The organism is Heyndrickxia sp. FSL W8-0423 (genome assembly GCF_038009395.1).
In the GTDB taxonomy this organism is placed as follows: Bacteria; Bacillota; Bacilli; order Bacillales; family Bacillaceae_C; genus Heyndrickxia; species Heyndrickxia sporothermodurans.
This window is the reverse complement of sequence record NZ_JBBPBE010000001.1, coordinates 1,616,422-1,633,268: the sequence shown is the minus strand read 5'-3', so window position 1 is coordinate 1,633,268 and position 16,847 is coordinate 1,616,422. Positions and strand designations below refer to the sequence as shown.

Annotated in this window: 13 protein-coding genes; 6 read left to right on the top strand and 7 right to left on the bottom strand. The window is 36.8% G+C overall.

What is annotated here, in order from left to right; translation table 11 throughout:
* The first annotated feature begins 324 nt into the window (after positions 1 to 324).
* The 3 genes from MKY81_RS08210 (at position 325) to MKY81_RS08200 (ending at position 2,881) form a co-directional block, all read left to right on the top strand.
* Positions 325 to 1,551, top strand: a complete 1,227-nt coding sequence (locus tag MKY81_RS08210; protein WP_108073350.1) for an IS110 family transposase — start codon at positions 325 to 327, stop codon at positions 1,549 to 1,551.
* 475 nt (positions 1,552 to 2,026) lie between these two features.
* Positions 2,027 to 2,227, top strand: a complete 201-nt coding sequence (locus tag MKY81_RS08205) for a cold-shock protein (protein WP_058003138.1) — start codon at positions 2,027 to 2,029, stop codon at positions 2,225 to 2,227.
* Between the two features lie 57 nt (positions 2,228 to 2,284).
* The gene (locus MKY81_RS08200; protein ID WP_341117481.1) at positions 2,285 to 2,881 is read left to right on the top strand and encodes a hypothetical protein; all 597 of its coding nucleotides are present in this window, start codon (positions 2,285 to 2,287) and stop codon (positions 2,879 to 2,881) included.
* Here the strand turns inward: MKY81_RS08200 and MKY81_RS08195 are convergent.
* Positions 2,878 to 3,804: a nuclease-related domain-containing protein gene (locus MKY81_RS08195; RefSeq protein ID WP_066236084.1), complete on the bottom strand. Its 927-nt coding sequence runs from the start codon at positions 3,802 to 3,804 to the stop codon at positions 2,878 to 2,880. The two genes, MKY81_RS08200 and MKY81_RS08195, sit on opposite strands and share 4 nt — an antisense overlap.
* Before the next feature lie 206 nt (positions 3,805 to 4,010).
* Here MKY81_RS08195 and MKY81_RS08190 point away from each other — a divergent pair, with 206 nt between their 5' ends.
* Positions 4,011 to 4,565, top strand: a complete 555-nt coding sequence (locus tag MKY81_RS08190; RefSeq protein ID WP_066236082.1) for a 3D domain-containing protein — start codon at positions 4,011 to 4,013, stop codon at positions 4,563 to 4,565.
* A gap of 181 nt (positions 4,566 to 4,746) precedes the next feature.
* Positions 4,747 to 5,709, top strand: coding sequence for a D-2-hydroxyacid dehydrogenase (locus MKY81_RS08185; protein WP_108072502.1), 963 nt, complete (start codon positions 4,747 to 4,749; stop codon positions 5,707 to 5,709).
* 111 nt (positions 5,710 to 5,820) lie between these two features.
* Here the strand turns inward: MKY81_RS08185 and MKY81_RS08180 are convergent, their stop codons facing one another.
* The 3 genes from MKY81_RS08180 to MKY81_RS08170 form a co-directional block, all read right to left on the bottom strand.
* On the bottom strand, positions 5,821 to 7,182 hold the full coding sequence (locus MKY81_RS08180) for an aspartate kinase (RefSeq protein ID WP_066236078.1): 1,362 nt from the start codon (positions 7,180 to 7,182) through the stop codon (positions 5,821 to 5,823).
* Between the two features lie 153 nt (positions 7,183 to 7,335).
* Complete coding sequence (locus tag MKY81_RS08175) at positions 7,336 to 10,014, bottom strand: tetratricopeptide repeat protein (RefSeq protein ID WP_341117474.1); 2,679 nt, start codon at positions 10,012 to 10,014, stop codon at positions 7,336 to 7,338.
* Positions 10,015 to 10,443: 429 nt separating this feature from the next.
* Positions 10,444 to 11,700 (bottom strand): S8 family serine peptidase, encoded by a 1,257-nt coding sequence (locus tag MKY81_RS08170; protein ID WP_108072501.1) that lies wholly within the window; start codon positions 11,698 to 11,700, stop codon positions 10,444 to 10,446.
* Between the two features lie 409 nt (positions 11,701 to 12,109).
* On the opposite strand from MKY81_RS08170, the gene MKY81_RS08165 reads away from it, so the two are divergent.
* Positions 12,110 to 12,472 (top strand): hypothetical protein, encoded by a 363-nt coding sequence (locus MKY81_RS08165; protein WP_066236072.1) that lies wholly within the window; start codon positions 12,110 to 12,112, stop codon positions 12,470 to 12,472.
* Between the two features lie 76 nt (positions 12,473 to 12,548).
* On the opposite strand, the gene MKY81_RS08160 is transcribed toward MKY81_RS08165, so the two are convergent.
* Genes MKY81_RS08160 through MKY81_RS08150 form a run of 3 tightly spaced genes read right to left on the bottom strand, consistent with a single transcriptional unit; the run spans position 12,549 to position 16,364 of the window.
* A complete protein-coding gene (locus MKY81_RS08160; RefSeq protein ID WP_066236071.1) occupies positions 12,549 to 12,779 on the bottom strand; it encodes an excisionase family DNA-binding protein in 231 nt (76 codons plus the stop codon).
* 5 nt (positions 12,780 to 12,784) lie between these two features.
* Positions 12,785 to 14,638: an ABC transporter ATP-binding protein gene (locus MKY81_RS08155; protein WP_066236069.1), complete on the bottom strand. Its 1,854-nt coding sequence runs from the start codon at positions 14,636 to 14,638 to the stop codon at positions 12,785 to 12,787.
* 1 nt (position 14,639) lies between these two features.
* The gene (locus MKY81_RS08150) at positions 14,640 to 16,364 is read right to left on the bottom strand and encodes an ABC transporter ATP-binding protein (RefSeq protein WP_341117470.1); all 1,725 of its coding nucleotides are present in this window, start codon (positions 16,362 to 16,364) and stop codon (positions 14,640 to 14,642) included.
* Positions 16,365 to 16,847: the final 483 nt, after the last annotated feature.

Below are 16,847 nucleotides of genomic sequence, written 5' to 3'. Positions count from 1 at the left end.
TATTCATAAATAGCACAACCCGAATTGCTTGGATACTGGGGGATATCCCTGGATAATAGACATTGGAATGGATCCAACTGGGAATATGCTGTTTCCTCCTGTAGTTCGACTACGATTAAAGACTGTGACCCAGACAATGGTTGTACTGCAAACACACAAGCTGTATCGGTGTATTTCTATACCAATGTTAGTGGACATTGGGGCAGCTTTTAGAGACGCACCTTTTGAATACTCATACGCGAGGCTGTTGCCAGACCATTGTTTCTAGGGATATCCCGCAGTATCCAAGCTTATTCCATAATCAAATGAAAGGAGGTCCTTTCCGTGAATTTATTTGTAGGTATTGATGTAAGCTCTAAAAAACTTGATGTGTGTTTTCTGGACAGCGAAGACACACGTTTAAAAGAAACGACTTTTCCAAACGATATTCATGGAGCGAACCAGATTAAAGAAAATATCTTAGCTTATCATGGACAATCCCATTACGAAAAAATCATTGTCGGCATGGAATCCACCTCTGTGTATAGCTTTCACCCTGCGCATCTTTTAGATAACGATGCCGACTTAAAACGGATTGGGGTGGAAGTGGTGGTTCAAAATCCAAAGGCGATCCATCGGTTTAAAGGCTTATTTGAAGAAGATAAAACCGATAAAATTGATGCATTTCGGATTGCCGACTTTCTTCGGTTTGGGCGCTATAATAAAACCATCATCAAGGAAGAAAAGTATGTTGCCCTTCAGCGTTTAACGCGTTCTCGTTATCAGGTCATTCATCAATTGACCGAGTGTAAGCAGCATTTCCTTGAAAATCTCTATTACAAGTGCAATACATTGACCAATGAAGTAGATACTTCTGTTTTTGGTTCGACCATGATGGAGTTGTTCGCTGAATCCTTTTCGCTGGATGAGATCGCTCAGATGGAGCTGGAAGAGCTGGCTGAGTTCCTTCAAGAGAGAGGAAAAGGTCGCTTTCGTCAGCCAGAAAAAGTTGCGAAATCCATCCAAAAGGCGATTCGTGACTCCTACCGTTTAGGCAAGGTCGTACAGGACTCCGTTGATGTCGTATTGGCCACCTATGCCAAACTCATTCAAACACTTAAAAACCAGGTCAAAGAGTTAGAAAAAGGGATTGAGTCCCTATTTCACATTATTCCAGAAGGACAGTGCTTGAAAAGCGTGCCGGGTATTGGTCCGGTTTATGCGGCAGGGATTATCGCCGAAATCGGTCAAATTGATCGATTTGAAACACAAGCGCAAATAGCTAAATATGCCGGTCTCTTCTGGAAAAAATCGCAATCAGGCGACTATGAATCGGAACGAACACCACGAGTCATGTCGGGAAATCAGTATCTTCGTTATTACTTAGTTGAAGCTGCCAACTCGGTCCAACGAAATGAACCCGCCTATCGTGAATTTTACTTAAAGAAGTATAAAGAAGTTCCGAAATTTCAACACAAAAGAGCCCTTGTCATGACTGCAAGAAAATTAGTGCGTTTGGTGGATGTGCTACTACGCAATCACCAACTCTACACGCCAAAAAGGAGCGTGTAACTCAAAAGCAAATAGCTGCTTTTGAATCCTTTCAGCAAACCCGAACAAGCGTTCTTGTGATGGTGCGGGTTTAGTTCAGTGCGCCTTTTTTTCCTTTGAAAGTCCAAAATCAACTTTATTTTTTATGGATTTTCTCTTGACTTATTACCACAAGTCTTTTTATCGACAGGCAGGAAAAAGCCATGAATACACAACGAATTCATGACTTACTAAATTTATGTTTTTCTAAAGACGTAATTGTGATTATATAATATTCGAAATAGAATGTCTAATTATTTTGTCTATTTTCGTAAACTGTGATTTTTTTGGAAGAAAGACATCCTATAAAATTATTTTCTTTTTTTATGTATACTTTTTCTTTTTGTGACGAAAATATAGGGTGTAGTTTTAATTTTATTTAAGGATATTTTTTCTATTCGCAAAAAATTCAATTTTAAACGAGAGTAGTGAATATCCGTACTCTGGAGGTATATAAATGGTAACAGGTAAAGTTAAGTGGTTCAATGCAGAAAAAGGCTTCGGGTTTATCGAAGTAGAAGGACAAGACGACGTCTTCGTACACTTTTCTGCCATTCAAGGTGAAGGATTTAAGACTCTTGAAGAAGGTCAAACCGTCACTTTCGAAATCGAGGAAGGCGCTCGCGGACCACAAGCAACAAATGTTCAAAAAGCATAATAAAAGGACTCCGGCCTGGAGTCCTTTTTAAGTTTGGTTTGTCTTTCTTGTGGGCTAATGGTTATTGATCACTGTTTTATGGTTATGAAGGGCTTGTTTCGTGGATTCGTGCACTTCGCTGGGGATCACTTTTTCTCATCTTCACGCATCTCTCAGTTTCGGGCATTTTGCTACGGCTACCTTCTTCTTATCTTACCGTATCTCTCGGTTTCGAGCATTTCGCTGGGGATCCCTTCTTCTTATCTTCCCGCATCTCTCGGTTTCGAGCATTTCGCTACGGATCCCTTCTTCTCATCTTCCCGCATCTCTCAGTTCCGGGCACTTCGCTACGGATCCCTTCTTCTCATCTTCCCGCATCTCTCGGTTTCGGGCATTTCGCTGGGGATCCCTTCTTCTTATCTTCCCGCATCTCTCGGTTTCGAGCATTTCGCTACGGCTACCTTCTTCTCATCTTCCCGCATCTCTCAGTTTCGGGCACTTCGCTACGGCTACCTTCTTCTCATCTTCCCGCATCTCTCGGTTTCGAGCATTTCGCTGGGGATCTCTTCTTCTCATCTTCCCGCATCTCTTAGTTCCGGGCACTACGCTAAGTTTATTACAGATTTAAATTCTCGCTTCTTGCGGGTTTCTACTATAATGTACGACAACTCTTAATTGAACGATTTGTTGCACACTATATAGTGGGTATTTTTACCATCAATAATCTGTTCATAATTATTGGAAAGTATTTTTTGAAGAGTTTTTTTGGGTATAATCTTACACCATTCTTGTATTGTACTTCTAGTAATCTTTTTCTCAGGGAAAAGGATCATATATTCATCGATACTTCGCAAAACAGCTGATGTCACAGATTCCTTGTAACCACATTGAGAGCAAACTAAAGATATTTTTCTAAAGGAGTTTATAAAAGAACGGCACTTCATACAAACAACCCCTTTTTTAAGACTATCAAAAGTGTATTTTGGTATTCGCTTATACGGAGACTTAGTAAGGTGAGAAGATAATAATTGTTCAATAAGTTGTGTATGATTTTTTGCTATCTTGGATGTTTTCTTAGAAAGATTATTCATAAACCGAGGAAGTTGGGTTGGGAAAATTATCTGTTGGTTTCGGGGAGCATGGTATAAATGAAACTCAGGGTTAATGAAAATTAAATACGATTCAATTGAATATTTGAAACCAAGGTTTTTAATAAATCGACGTAATAAGGATTCGGCTCGCATCAGCTGCAAGAATGGGTTATTTATTTCCAATCCCTTTACTGAATACCAAGTATCATTTTCAATATAATAATCTCCCTCATAATTTTTCACTTCGAAAAGATGAATGGTCTCAGAAAGGAGGGACAAACTATCAATTTGATAATAAGTATTATTCCAATCAAAACGTAAATCATTAAGGATGTTCCAATCATTTGATAGTGTTATTAGCCATTCATCAAACTTTTGTTCACCTTCAAATCCTTTTGCCAGATTTGATAAATCATTCTTTTCTTTGACAGATAAATTCATTCGTTCATTTAAACTCTCCAAAACTTTCAATTCATCCGGTTTGCTTCGATGTTTTATAAAACTCATCACATCACCTAGCTTTCTTTTTATTTCATTTTACAAAATTCCGCCTATATTTACAATGTTCAACAAATAAAATATTTTCCCTATTTTTTAGCTAAAATATCAATTGAAAACAACTTGTAATAGAATTTGTACACCACTGAAACATAACTGTTACATTTCCATGTTAAGGTTTATTTAACATAAAAAAATAAAAGGGGAATACTATTTTGAAAAAATTTATTCTATCAATTAGTACAGTACTCTGTTTAAGTATCGGAATTTCAAGTGGCGCATTTGCAAGCTCAAATACATATACTGTTAAAAGCGGAGATTCATTATGGAAGATATCGCAAAAATATAAAGTATCCGTTAGTAATCTAAAAAAATGGAACCATCTTAAATCAGATAATATCTTTCCAAAGCAAAAACTAGTAATCTCGCAAACAAAAAAAGCTGCGGCAAAAAAGAAAACAACTCAAAAAGTAAAAGCAAAAAAAGTAATTACAGTTTCAGCTACAGCATATACAGGAAGTTGTAAAGGATGCAGCGGGATCACTGCAACAGGAATCAATCTTAAAAAGAATCCTAAAATGAAAGTTATCTCTGTAGATCCGAAAGTTATCCCACTAGGCTCAAAAGTTTACGTAGAAGGTTACGGAAACGCAATTGCAGGGGATACAGGCGGTGCAATGAAAGGCAAAAAAATTGATGTGTTCATCCCATCAAAGAAAAAGGCCCTTCAATGGGGAAGAAAAAATGTAAAAGTTACAATCCTAAAATAAATGATTTAAAAACCAAGTGTGATCCACTTGGTTTTTTGTTTACTTGTTAACATGCAATTGAATTTGAAGAGAGAAAGTGCTTTATTTTATTTAAGGTAGTACGGAGGCATTAAACAAGAAAGGCAATGATATTTTTAGTATAATTGAAATTGTCAAAGTTTTTAATGCAAAGGAGGAAATTATGTCGCAACGCAAACTTGTTATAACCCAAAATCTTGATCAAGGTTTATATGGAAAAGTGAAAGAAACCGTTCCCGATTGGAATATTATAGCTGGGAAAGAATCTTCTGTTTGGAAAGATCATTTAAATGATGCTGAAATCATTGTAGGTTGGAAGAAAGAAGTAAAACCGTATGGAATCGATCGAGATTCAAAGCTGAAATGGTTGCAAAGCTGGAGTGCAGGGGTAGACAGTTTTCCGTTGGAAGAGTTAAACGCCAAAAACATTTTCTTAACAACTGCTAGCGGTGTCCATGCTTATCCAATTTCTGAAACAATATTCGCTTTAATGCTTGGGCTTACCCGAAAAATTCATACATATGTGAGAAATCAGCAATCAAAGACATGGCATCATGCCCACTTAAGCCTTGAAATGCACGGAAAAACAGTTGGAATTATTGGCGCTGGTGCGATAGGTAAGGAAACAGCAAAAATCGCAAAAGCGTTTGGTATGAAAGTGATTGGAATTCGCCATTCGGACATTTCAGAGGAATCCTTTGATGAGATGTATACAACAGACCATCTCAATTCAATTCTGCCGCAATGCGATTACGTCGTTGTTACAACACCACTAACAGATGGAACGTATCACCTATTCGGTAAAAAACAATTTCAGTTAATGAAAGAGTCAGCATTTTTTATCAATATTGGCCGGGGTGAGATTGTCGTGGAAGAGGACCTCGTTCACGCTCTTGAGACTGATTCCATCGCTGGTGCAGGTCTAGATGTATTTGAAAAAGAGCCCCTATCCGAACAAAGCCCTTTATGGAACTTAGAAAATGTAATCATTACTCCACATACTGCTGGTTCAACTGAACATTACGATGCTAGAGTGATTGAAGATATCTTTATTCCTAATTTGAAGCATTACCTACAAGAAGGGGTACCAAAAATTAATCTTGTAGACTTTAAAAAAGGATATTAAACGAAAATGACCTACTCAGTCCTCATGAGTAGGTCATTCATTTTGCCTATGTGCAGTTCAAGAAAGAAAACAGCAAGAATTCAATGTGTATTTGCTCGTTTGTTCAGTTCCTCACACTAAAACGCCGACAAAGAACTCTTGATATAAAGCTTCAACTGCCTTTCGTTCGTTTACTTCTTTGACCCCAAACATCATACTAACTTCAGATGATCCTTGGTTGATCATTTCAATATTAATGCCGGCATGTGCTAATGCTTTCGAGGCTCTTGCTGTCGTTCCTACGTTTTGCCGCATTCCTTCACCGACAATCATAATGAGAGCAAGACCGTGCTCCACTTTTACCTCATCTGCATGAAGCTCCTCTTTGATATAATTTATTATCTGCTTTTCAATCTCTGAATTCAATTGATTTTCACGTAATATAATCGATATATCATCTATACCGGACGGGGAATGCTCATAAGATAAACCGAAGCTTTCCAAAATTTGCAGAAGCTTTCGGCCAAACCCGACTTCGCGATTCATTAAATATTTACTAACATAGATGCTACAAAATCCTGTATCACTAGCAATTCCCACAACTGGACCGTTTCGCTGTTCTCGTTCATTCACAATCCTTGTTCCAGGCGCAAAAGGATTATTCGTATTTTTTACGTGGACGGGAATACCTGCACGATACGCGGGAATAAGTGCTTCCTCGTGAAAGACGGAAAAGCCGGCATAAGAAAGTTCTCGCATTTCCCGGTATGTAACTTCCCGAATTTCCTTAGGTTGGTTTATAATTGATGGATTGACGGAATAAACAGCATCGACATCTGTGAAGTTTTCATACACGGATGCGCCTACCCCATTTGCTAAAATCGAACCCGTAATATCTGAACCACTTCGCGAAAAGGTTAAAATCTCCCCTTGTTCGTTATATCCAAAAAAACCAGGAAAAATTAAAATGCCTGAATGACTTGATAGATCAGCTAATCGATGATAACTTTCCGGTAATACTTGAGCATTCCCCGGCTCATTGCTGACAAGTAATCCTGCATCTTTCGGATTGATATAGTGGGCTTCAATTCCACGAAGTTGAAAATAGTTAGCGATTAATTTTGCGTTTGTATCTTCCCCGCTTGCTTTTAAAGCTTCTAAAAACATAACAGAATCGCTTTTATCTTTCTGTAAAACTTGAAGAAAAGAGTTTCTGATCTCCGCAGTAAACGATTCATGAAGTCCTAATTCATTCGCAATGAGTATGTATCGTTGAATAACTTCGTTTAGAATTTCTGTTTCCGAATCATGTTCTAATATTTTTTTTCCGCAAGCAATTAATAAATCTGTTATTTTCTCATCTGATGGATGCCTTTTTCCCGGAGCAGAAACAACGACAATTTTCCTTTCCGGATCAGACAAAACAATATCAACTACCTTTTTAACCTGTTCACCTGTAGATAACGAGGAACCGCCAAACTTTACAACTTTCATACACACATCTCCCGTTGTAGAAAATTTTCAGATAAAATTTAGTTTTTATTATCTCTCTTTATCAAGAAATAATCAAGACATTTTCTACAAGTGGTGAACAATTGTCTTTTCTAGGTAAACTATTATAAAAAAAAACGCTAGTAATCTAGCGTTTTATACAACTGGATAGCTTTCTTTACTTGCATCAATGATCCACTCATATTGACGTAATTTAACTTCAAATAGTGATAGGGGATCGCGGAATTTTTCAGGGCTTGCTTTCATTCTATTTAATGTTTTCACATTATTTTGGCGTGTAGCTTCGGTTTTCTTAACAGTTTCTTCAAGCTCAAGTAAAGGATTTTTAAAGAACATGGCAATATCTCTTTCGATGGAAGTTTCAAATAGTTCAAATTGCATAAGAAACTTGTTTGTAATCGTATTTACTACTTCCTGATAATCCTCGTTTTCGATAAACTTTTTATATTTATTATAAAGAATTGTTTTGTTTTGCTGCAGTGCCCCAAATAATTTTCCGGCACTTTTTAATATAACTTGGGACGGTGTATGCCTTAGTAAAATATTTACCTTATCGATTCGGATACCGTTTTTCATTCTTTCCGCATCCCGTCTCCAATCATCAAGTACTTTCTCATCCGCAAATAGCTTTAATCTTTCCTCACCATATAATGAGTTAAAGCCCTCACGCATTTCATCTAGGAACGTCTTACACTGATAAAATTCTTCACCTGCATAGGAAATCCATTGTTGAATCGAAGAATAAAAGTTTGGTAGGACCTGCTTTTCTACATGTAATTGAATCCGATTATTCATCTCTTCATTCAATTCAATATGGATTTTTCTAAAGTCACTATTTTCTTTAATTAATTCGGAACTCCCCTTCAATAATGCAGGGATAGAATGCTTTAGCTCTTCTTTGATCTCATTTTTTATTGTTTGATAGGATTGTGTGATGTTTTCTACTTTTTCTTTTTCCATATCTTGTAGTTGATGAATCGCTCCACCTAATTTAGTAGCCATTTCTTCTTCCCATTTAATCGATTCATCCAAATCATTTTCCATTTTTTTACGTTGTTCTAAAATGTTTGACATTAACGCCCGTATGAAAGATAACATATTCGCTGTACGTACTTCTTCCACATTGATGGATTGGGTGATCGATTTTATAAAGGTCGTTAAATCTGCCGTATCTGTAGATGTTAAGACTAGGGCATACGGGAATTTTGAACGGATTTCTTCTACAAGAATAGTTATTTCTTGTTCACTGTATATCTTTTCCACATCGTTTATTACAAAATGTAATGGGGTATACGGCATTTGCTCGCTTAAATTAAATAAGTAGTCCCCATCATATTCACTCGGATTAATCACTGCCAGAATAGCATCCGGTAGATAAATATGTTTCTGACCATTGCTCGGCATATATGACAATGTCACAGCACAATTGTTTAAAAGATCAGATGGCAGCTTAAAATCAATGATTGTTTCATCATGCATCGAAATTTTATGAAATTCCTCTAAATTGTCAATTTTACTTACGCCAGTATTGGTGATTTCAGAGATGTCAATTGTATCTGCATCATCATACATAATGAATGAAGCAGATGATGTTCCGAGACCATGGCCTCCGAGTGCTGTATTGATAAAATCAGCTTTTCCATTTTCCGTATTACCGGCAACTAACACATGATGAACGCGAAGATCGAGAAGTTTGCGGACCATCCAATGTAATGAATAACTAATTTGCACCTCTTGCGTTTCCGCCCATTCTAGTATGGTTTCAAATAAATGTACACTTTCCTCTAGAACATCCGTCTCATTTTTTGCATGTACAATAATATTTTCAGCTTCTTGAATGATCGACTGATTGATGCTTGATGGAAAGATTTCTCCCCACGATAGCACAGCCGCTGAAGCAGCTAACGCATGTGTAGAATCAGCGATTTTTAGCCAATTTTCAAGATGCTCTGGAATCATTAATGACAATTCTTTTAATAGAAGCTGCCCATTTAATAGCTCCGAATATGTTTCTGCAAATAAAGCGGATAATTCATGCCAATTTCCGTTTCGACGATCTTCAATATTTATGAGGATATGATTAATCTCTTTTATCCAAGTTAGATAAACATCCCTTGTTTCATTTCGATAACTTTTCCATAGAGAGGAAACAAATGTTTCAAACAATCTTTGGTTTACTATATACAACGAAACTAATACTTTACTAAAATAGTTTGGTGCAAATCGGTTCGTTTTTCCATCTTCACTATAGGCAATTAGCACTTCAAACCATTTTGGCGAATCTGTTCGTATTGCTTCGTTCACAGCTAGTTCTATTGCATTAGCCCAATCCTCTTGTTCTTCAAAAAATTCGCGGGCTATGTCTGTTAGGTCTTTATAATCAGGATTATAGGCGACAGCTTCCTTAATTGTCTCAACTGCTTTTTCCATGTTTCCTTGCACAGTATAAATTGAGAAAAGCTTAATCGATATTTCCGTCGTTAATATAGGGGAGTCAGAAACGATTGAACGGTATATTTCTTCGGCAGTGGGGTATAAGCCCAATTCGAAATAAGCGTCTGCCATATTTTTTTTCGCCCATGGCTCTAATTCATTTTCGATATTTTCCCATTTAAAAATAGCAGATTCAAAGTCTTTGTTATGAAAATATACTTCTCCTTGGGCGAAACGAATATATGATAGTTCCGCTAACTCATTCTGCTGCTCCGCTAAGTAGGCTTCACCAAGAACCCGAATAGGATGATCGAATTCATCCTCTTTCATAAATGTATTTTTATAATAAAGCTTATCAATTAATAACTCTTCAAAAGTCATGTTATATCCTCCGATAATACATATTTACATAACCAATTAATGCGACAGAATATGTAATTATGCTTCCCTTTTGTTACAGTATTAAAACTTTTCCTTTAAGCAGTAAAACCTCTATTTTAATAGTTTAACAAATGTATATTTGCAATAAATTTCATTTTACTTTCATTTTTGATACAGACACAAGGGACATAAGTAACACTTTTAATATGGCTGAATATTTTTACTACATAGTTTTATAAAGTTTTGACTGAGATATCGGAAATACGGGTGATGCAAGGAGAATCGATGTTGACTTATCGTAGGGAAAAGTGATGAAGTTTTCTAGTCGATAGTACTGGAGCTGGACATTGCAGGATATTTTGTAAGACTGATGACATAAAAAGTTTTCTTTTAAAAAGCCCCTTTTTTTCAAAAGGGGCCTTGGAATCTTTATTTAACTCTAGGAAAGCCAAAACCTGATGCGTAATCATCACCAACTGAAGCACCTATGCCTCCTTTTATGTCATATGCTTTTGCACGTTTTTGTAACTCTGCACGTAATTGCGTATTACTAAGGCTTTTGTTAGCTGACCAAATTTTAGCTGCTAATCCAGATATATGAGGTGTTGCCATGGATGTTCCACTAATTGTATTGTATCTTCCGTTAATCCATGTTGATTCGATACTTGCACCTGGGGCTGAGACTTCAATATCCCTTTCTTGAATAATATAATCACCTGCTGTTGCAGGGTTTCCTCGTGAAGAAAAGTCGGCTACTCGATACGTTCCATTTGATTGAACATTTTCAAGAGCAGCTACAGCGACTGCATTCACTAATGCACCGGGGTAGCCTATTGTATTGCTTCCAGAACCACTATTACCAGCTGCCGCAATGACTAATACACCTTTCCCGTATGCATAATCAACTGCACTGGCTATTAGACTATCTTTTCCACTCGACCCTAACGACATTGATATAATAACCTTTGCCCCAGTTCGAGTTTTCTCATCTGCTGCATGTCTGATGGCTGCGGCTATATCATCCGAATACCCGGACCCGTTTGTTCCGAGCACCTTATATGCCCAGAGCTCTGCTTCTGGTGCAACTCCGAATACACCTAATTTATCTGAACCACCATTTGCCAAGACCGTACCTGCCACATGTGTACCATGACCATTCCGATCTGTGCACGTACCATTGACATACGTACTGCTTTGGGTAAAATCCTTACATTGCTCAACATTTTGTGATAAATCAACATGTGTTTTTTCAACACCCGTATCGAGGACTGCTACTTTTATTCCATCCCCACCGGATGGGGATGTAAGATTATTATCATTATAAATAGCCTTTATTCCCCATGGAACTTGCTTACTTGGAACAGCGGTCGCTTTGATTGGTGCCTTGGATTGAATTTCTACCTTTTCTACTTTTTCAACAGTAATATTTTTGTTTTTCTTAAGGGCTTCATATTGCTTGGCATTTACAGTAGTTGTAAACCCTTCCTTACCAAAATTGCGATGGACATCGTAAGTATTTTGCAGCTTAACTTTCTCTGTACTAGCTCCTTGAATTAAGACACGGTAAGAATCTTGAACCCCATTCTCTTTAACATCTGTTGTTTTCGCAGATGCTCCGCCTGAAAACATAGATAGGCCCATCGCTAAACTCAGTATTGCCGATCCTAACATTCTCCTTTTCTTCATTCTACTACTCCTCTCATAATTTAATTTTTTACCATGCAAATCAGGATGTAAAATCAGTTTAATAGATCCAGAAAATTTAAACAATAGTCTTAAATAATCATAATTAATTCGTAAATCGAAGCGAAAATCTCTCTTTTCCACCTATACCTACAGACTTTTGGAATTATCATTTTTTATAAATTAATCGTCCTTATTTGTAATGTAATAAAAATGAAAAACTAAAGATTACTAACGCACTAGGAAAAACATCTTATTAAATAACCAAACAGGTTGATAGTTTGTTTAACAATGGATGAGGATCATTAAAAATAAGAAACTATTGATTAATAGGAACGAATTAGTGGTAAATCATCTTAAAGGAGCTTTTTAGAAGTAATGGTTTTCATAAAAAACTTAAGGAGATGAAAAAATGGAGTCAAATAGCAGAACATATTATATCGATATAACCAACGGTGAAATTTTAGACACTCCGATTGAAACGAATCAACAATTTGAAATTATTGCTAACCACAAAGAACTTACGCAGCTTAAAGAACTTTTCAAAAAGTTATATGCTGCTGATTTAAAAACGTATGCACGAGCCCATATTCCGTTTCTTGAATACCATCATGATTCCGAAAATCATAAATATGATCAAATTCTTACTGAAGTCTACCAAATGATCTATCAATTAGGGAATGAGGAAGCACGTCAATATATTATTAAAAATGGAATATTGAATGATGACGATCCACATCTTGACCAATCAAAGGGATTAGAGAACTTTAAGTAAAGGGGATTAATTCCTTCCCCTTTACTTCATGTTACATCCTATCTATCTTCTACTTTCGTTTATTTGTTATAAAGTACTAGTCCTCATCCTTAATATCCGGGTCTTCTGGAATCGGTTCTGAATTCCAATCTTCTACTAACTTCTTGTACTTTTCCATTTGTTCTAAATGCGTTTTAAATTGATCCTTATAAATTAAGTATTGCTCCCCATCATGAACAAAGCGAATTTTACCTTGCAAAATGAGTTTTTCGATTGCAGCTTCTGACATGGATAAGTAATCTGCAGTTTCCTTTAAAGTTAAGTACATTCTTATTAAACTCCTTCAACATTTTTAAATTGATTAAAGAACATATTATAATACACCCCTCGTTTTCCAATTAATTCATCATGACTTCCTTTTTCAACAATTTCACCGTGGTCGATGACCATAATCGTATCAGCTTCACGAACTGTATTCAATCGATGGGCGATGATAAAACTTGTTCTTCCATTCATTACTTTTAATAATGCATCTTGAATGTGAAGTTCAGTTCTCGTATCGATACTGCTTGTTGCTTCGTCCAAAATGAGGAGTGCGGGTCTTGCTAACATCACACGGGCAATAGCTAGTAATTGTCTTTGTCCTTGACTTAAATTTCCACCGTTTTCAGAAAGCATCGTTTCATATTGATTCGGCAGTTTTTTAATAAAGAGATCAGCATTCGCCATTCTCGCCGCTGCTATCACTTCTTCATCTGTTGCGTCTGGTTTTCCATATTTAATGTTCTCTTTAATCGTGCCCGAGAATAAATACGTATCCTGCAATACGATTCCAAAACATTTCCGCAAACTATCTCGCGTATATTCCCTTATGTCTTTCCCATCAAGATAAATATGCCCTTCTGTTACATCATAAAAGCGTGTTAACAGGTTGACAATCGTCGTTTTCCCCGCTCCTGTTGGACCGACTAACGCCGTACTGCTGCCAATCTCTGCTTCAAAGCTAATATTTTTTAAAATTGGAACATCGGGACGGTACCCAAACGATACATTTTCAAAATGGACATTCCCTTTCGGATTGGTTAGTGTGATTGCTTCTGCTTGGTCTTCGATTTCCTCTTTTTCGTCTAAAATCTCGAATACACGCTCCGCACCTGCTACACCAGATTGAAGAACATTAAATATATTCGCTAAGTCGTTCAATGGTCTTCCAAATTGTCGAGAGTAAGTGAGAAAACTAGCAATGACACCAATGGTGATTAAGCTTTTCACAGCAAGAAGTCCACCAACAATCGCAACAATAGCAAAACCTAAGTTACTAATTACATTCATAAGCGGCATTAAAAATCCCGACCATATTTGAGCTTTTAACCCGACTTGTTTTAATTTCGTGTTTACTTCTTCAAATTCTTCAATTGCTTTATCCTCATGATTAAATGCTTTCACTACTTGAATCCCGGAGATCGTTTCTTCAATATGACCATTCAATTTTCCAAGTTGAATTTGTTGGTTTTTAAACAAAATTCGTGTTTTCTTAGCAATTGTCTTGGTAAGCAAGAAAACAAGAGGGACAGTAATTAAAGTTGCTAAAGTAAGAATAGGACTTAGAATGAGCATCATTATTAATGAACCAAGAAGCACGATTCCACCAGACATTAGCTGTGTCGTTGATTGCGAAATCGTATTACTTACATTATCAATGTCATTTGAAAGCCGGCTCATCAGTTCGCCATGTGTACGCGTATCGAAAAAAGATACAGGAAGCTTTTGCAGCTTTTTAAATAATGAACTTCGAAGACGTTTGACGATCCGTTGAGAAACACCGGCCATTAACCAACTTTGTAAAAAAGTTAAAAATGCATCGGTAATATAGGCAAATAAAAGAACAAGAACCAATACTTCGAGCAAATTAAAATCCACTTTTCCGCCAATCGTCATGGCATCAATCGATTTTCCGATAAGATACGGTGCAGACAAAGTAATGACCGAATCGATTAGTATGAATAAGAAAATGATGGATAAAATTTTTCGCTCGTTTCCAAAGTAATGCCAAAGTCTTTTTAGTGTGCCTTTAAAATTTTTCGGTTTTACAACAGGTCCGCCTCTTCCGCCATGACCTCTCATGCCACCTCCTGGTCGAGGAATAGAATGGGATTGCTGTACAGTATTTTCTTTTCTCGCGGACATCCTATTCCACCTCTTTCCCAATTTGTGACTTGTATATCTCTTGATACACCTTACAATCATTTAGTAATTGTTCATGTGTTCCAATGCCCGCCATTTCTCCATCTTCTAAAACGATAATTTTATCGGCGTCCATAATTGAAGTAATTCTTTGGGCGATGATCAAACAAGTTAACCCGCTCGCATACTTTTTCAGGGACTCCTTTAATTTCGATTCTGTCACCATATCAAGTGCGCTTGTACTATCATCAAGAATAAGAATTTCCGGTTGCTTCACTAACGCACGAGCGATAGACAGCCGTTGCTTTTGCCCGCCTGAAAAATTAACCCCGCCTTGTCCTAATTTTGTTTCATACTTTTCCGGAGATTCCATCACAAAGTCATGTGCTTGGGCCATTTTCGCGGCTCGTTCGATTTCCTCCATCGTGGCATCTTCTTTTCCCCATCGAATATTTTCTATGACGGATCCTGTGAATAAGGTCGTTTTTTGAGGAACAATCGAAATTTTTTCTCTTAATGATTTTGGATTCAATTGTTTAATATCTTCGCCATTTACTTTAATCGTTCCAAATGTGACATCATAAAAACGTGGAATTAATCCAATCAGACTAGATTTCCCTGAACCTGTTGAACCAATAATTCCTATTGTTTCACCAGGTAAGCATGTAAAGGTGAGATTTTTTAAAATTGGTTCCCCCTCCACCCCATCATAGGAAAAGGTCACATTTTCGAAGTCAATTCGACCTTTTGAATGAAAGACTTGTCCCTCTTTACTCCAAGCCATATCATTTTTTTCATCAAATACTTCGCCAATTCTTGCCGCTGACGCTTTTGCTCGAACAAACATATTAAAGACCATCGAAATCATCATCAATGAAAAGAGAATCTGTGTCATATAATTCGTAAACGCGATAACCGTCCCGGCTTGTAAACTGCCATTATCGACTCGGATTCCACCAATCCACAATACGGCAACAATACCAAGATTCACAACAAGCATAATAAGCGGACTAAAGATTGCCATAATGCGAATTGCAGATGTTGATTTCTCTTGGAATTCATTATTCGCTTTACTAAATTTACTCACTTCAAAGTCAAACCGGTTAAATGCTTTGACGACCCGCACACCCGACAAATACTCTCTCATTATGCCGTTCACTTTATCCAAAGCTTTTTGCACTTTTACGAAAAAGGGAAAGCTTATTTTCATATTTAAAATAATGATCAGAGCGACCATCGGTACAATGACGGCTAGAACGACTGATAAATGAATATTTAAGTGGGTCGCCATAATGAGGCCCCCAATACATAAAAGGGGTGCCTTTACGAAGATTCGCATTAATCCATTCACGAATACTTGGACTTGTGTCACATCGTTTGTTAAGCGGGTAACGAGTGATGCGCGATCAAATTTATCGATACTTTTAAATGAAAGAGTTTGGATTTTCCGAAAAAGATCCGAACGTAGTTCTGAACCAAAATTTTGCGATACAATACCCGAAATAACATTACGTGTCGATGCAGCTAATGCCCCAAATGCCGTAACTAATAGCATGATTCCACCATATTTAAACACATAGTCTAAATCTTTATTCGCTACACCATTATCGATAATCTTTGACATAATTGTCGGCTGCAGAAGGTCACTTACTGCTTCAATTGTAAGAAAGAGTACAGCTACACTAAAGGGCAACCAATACTTTTTTATGTATTTACTCAAAAATTTCATCTATGTTCATCCTTGTATCCGATTTTTATATATTAAAAGATACCCCTTTCCTATTAATTAGTCACTAGTTTTCAATGAGAAAGAACTGCTCAAATTAGGCAGTTCATCCTATTCTGCTCTATTAAATGATAGATGCGCAGTTTATTGAAATCTTTTATTCCCCGCTTGTCGTTTTATGTTTTGATTTAAAGGGATTCTTGGATTTTTCCTAAAGCCTATTTCACCTTGTAATTTTTACCTTCCCCTTTTACGTATTCATACTTTTATTTTATAATAGTGAGAAATAAAATGGTTGTAAATCAAAACATTTGAAGGGTGGTGTTCTTATGGCAATGACGTTTTGTTTGCCAGAATCCGCAGCGTCTCATGCAAAGCCTAGTATTAGAAAGGCGATCCTTTGCATGAGGTGGACATAACATTTATTGATTCGCCTATCTACACTTTCTAATATTTTTGGCTTTGCACCTTACTTTTAATTATCGA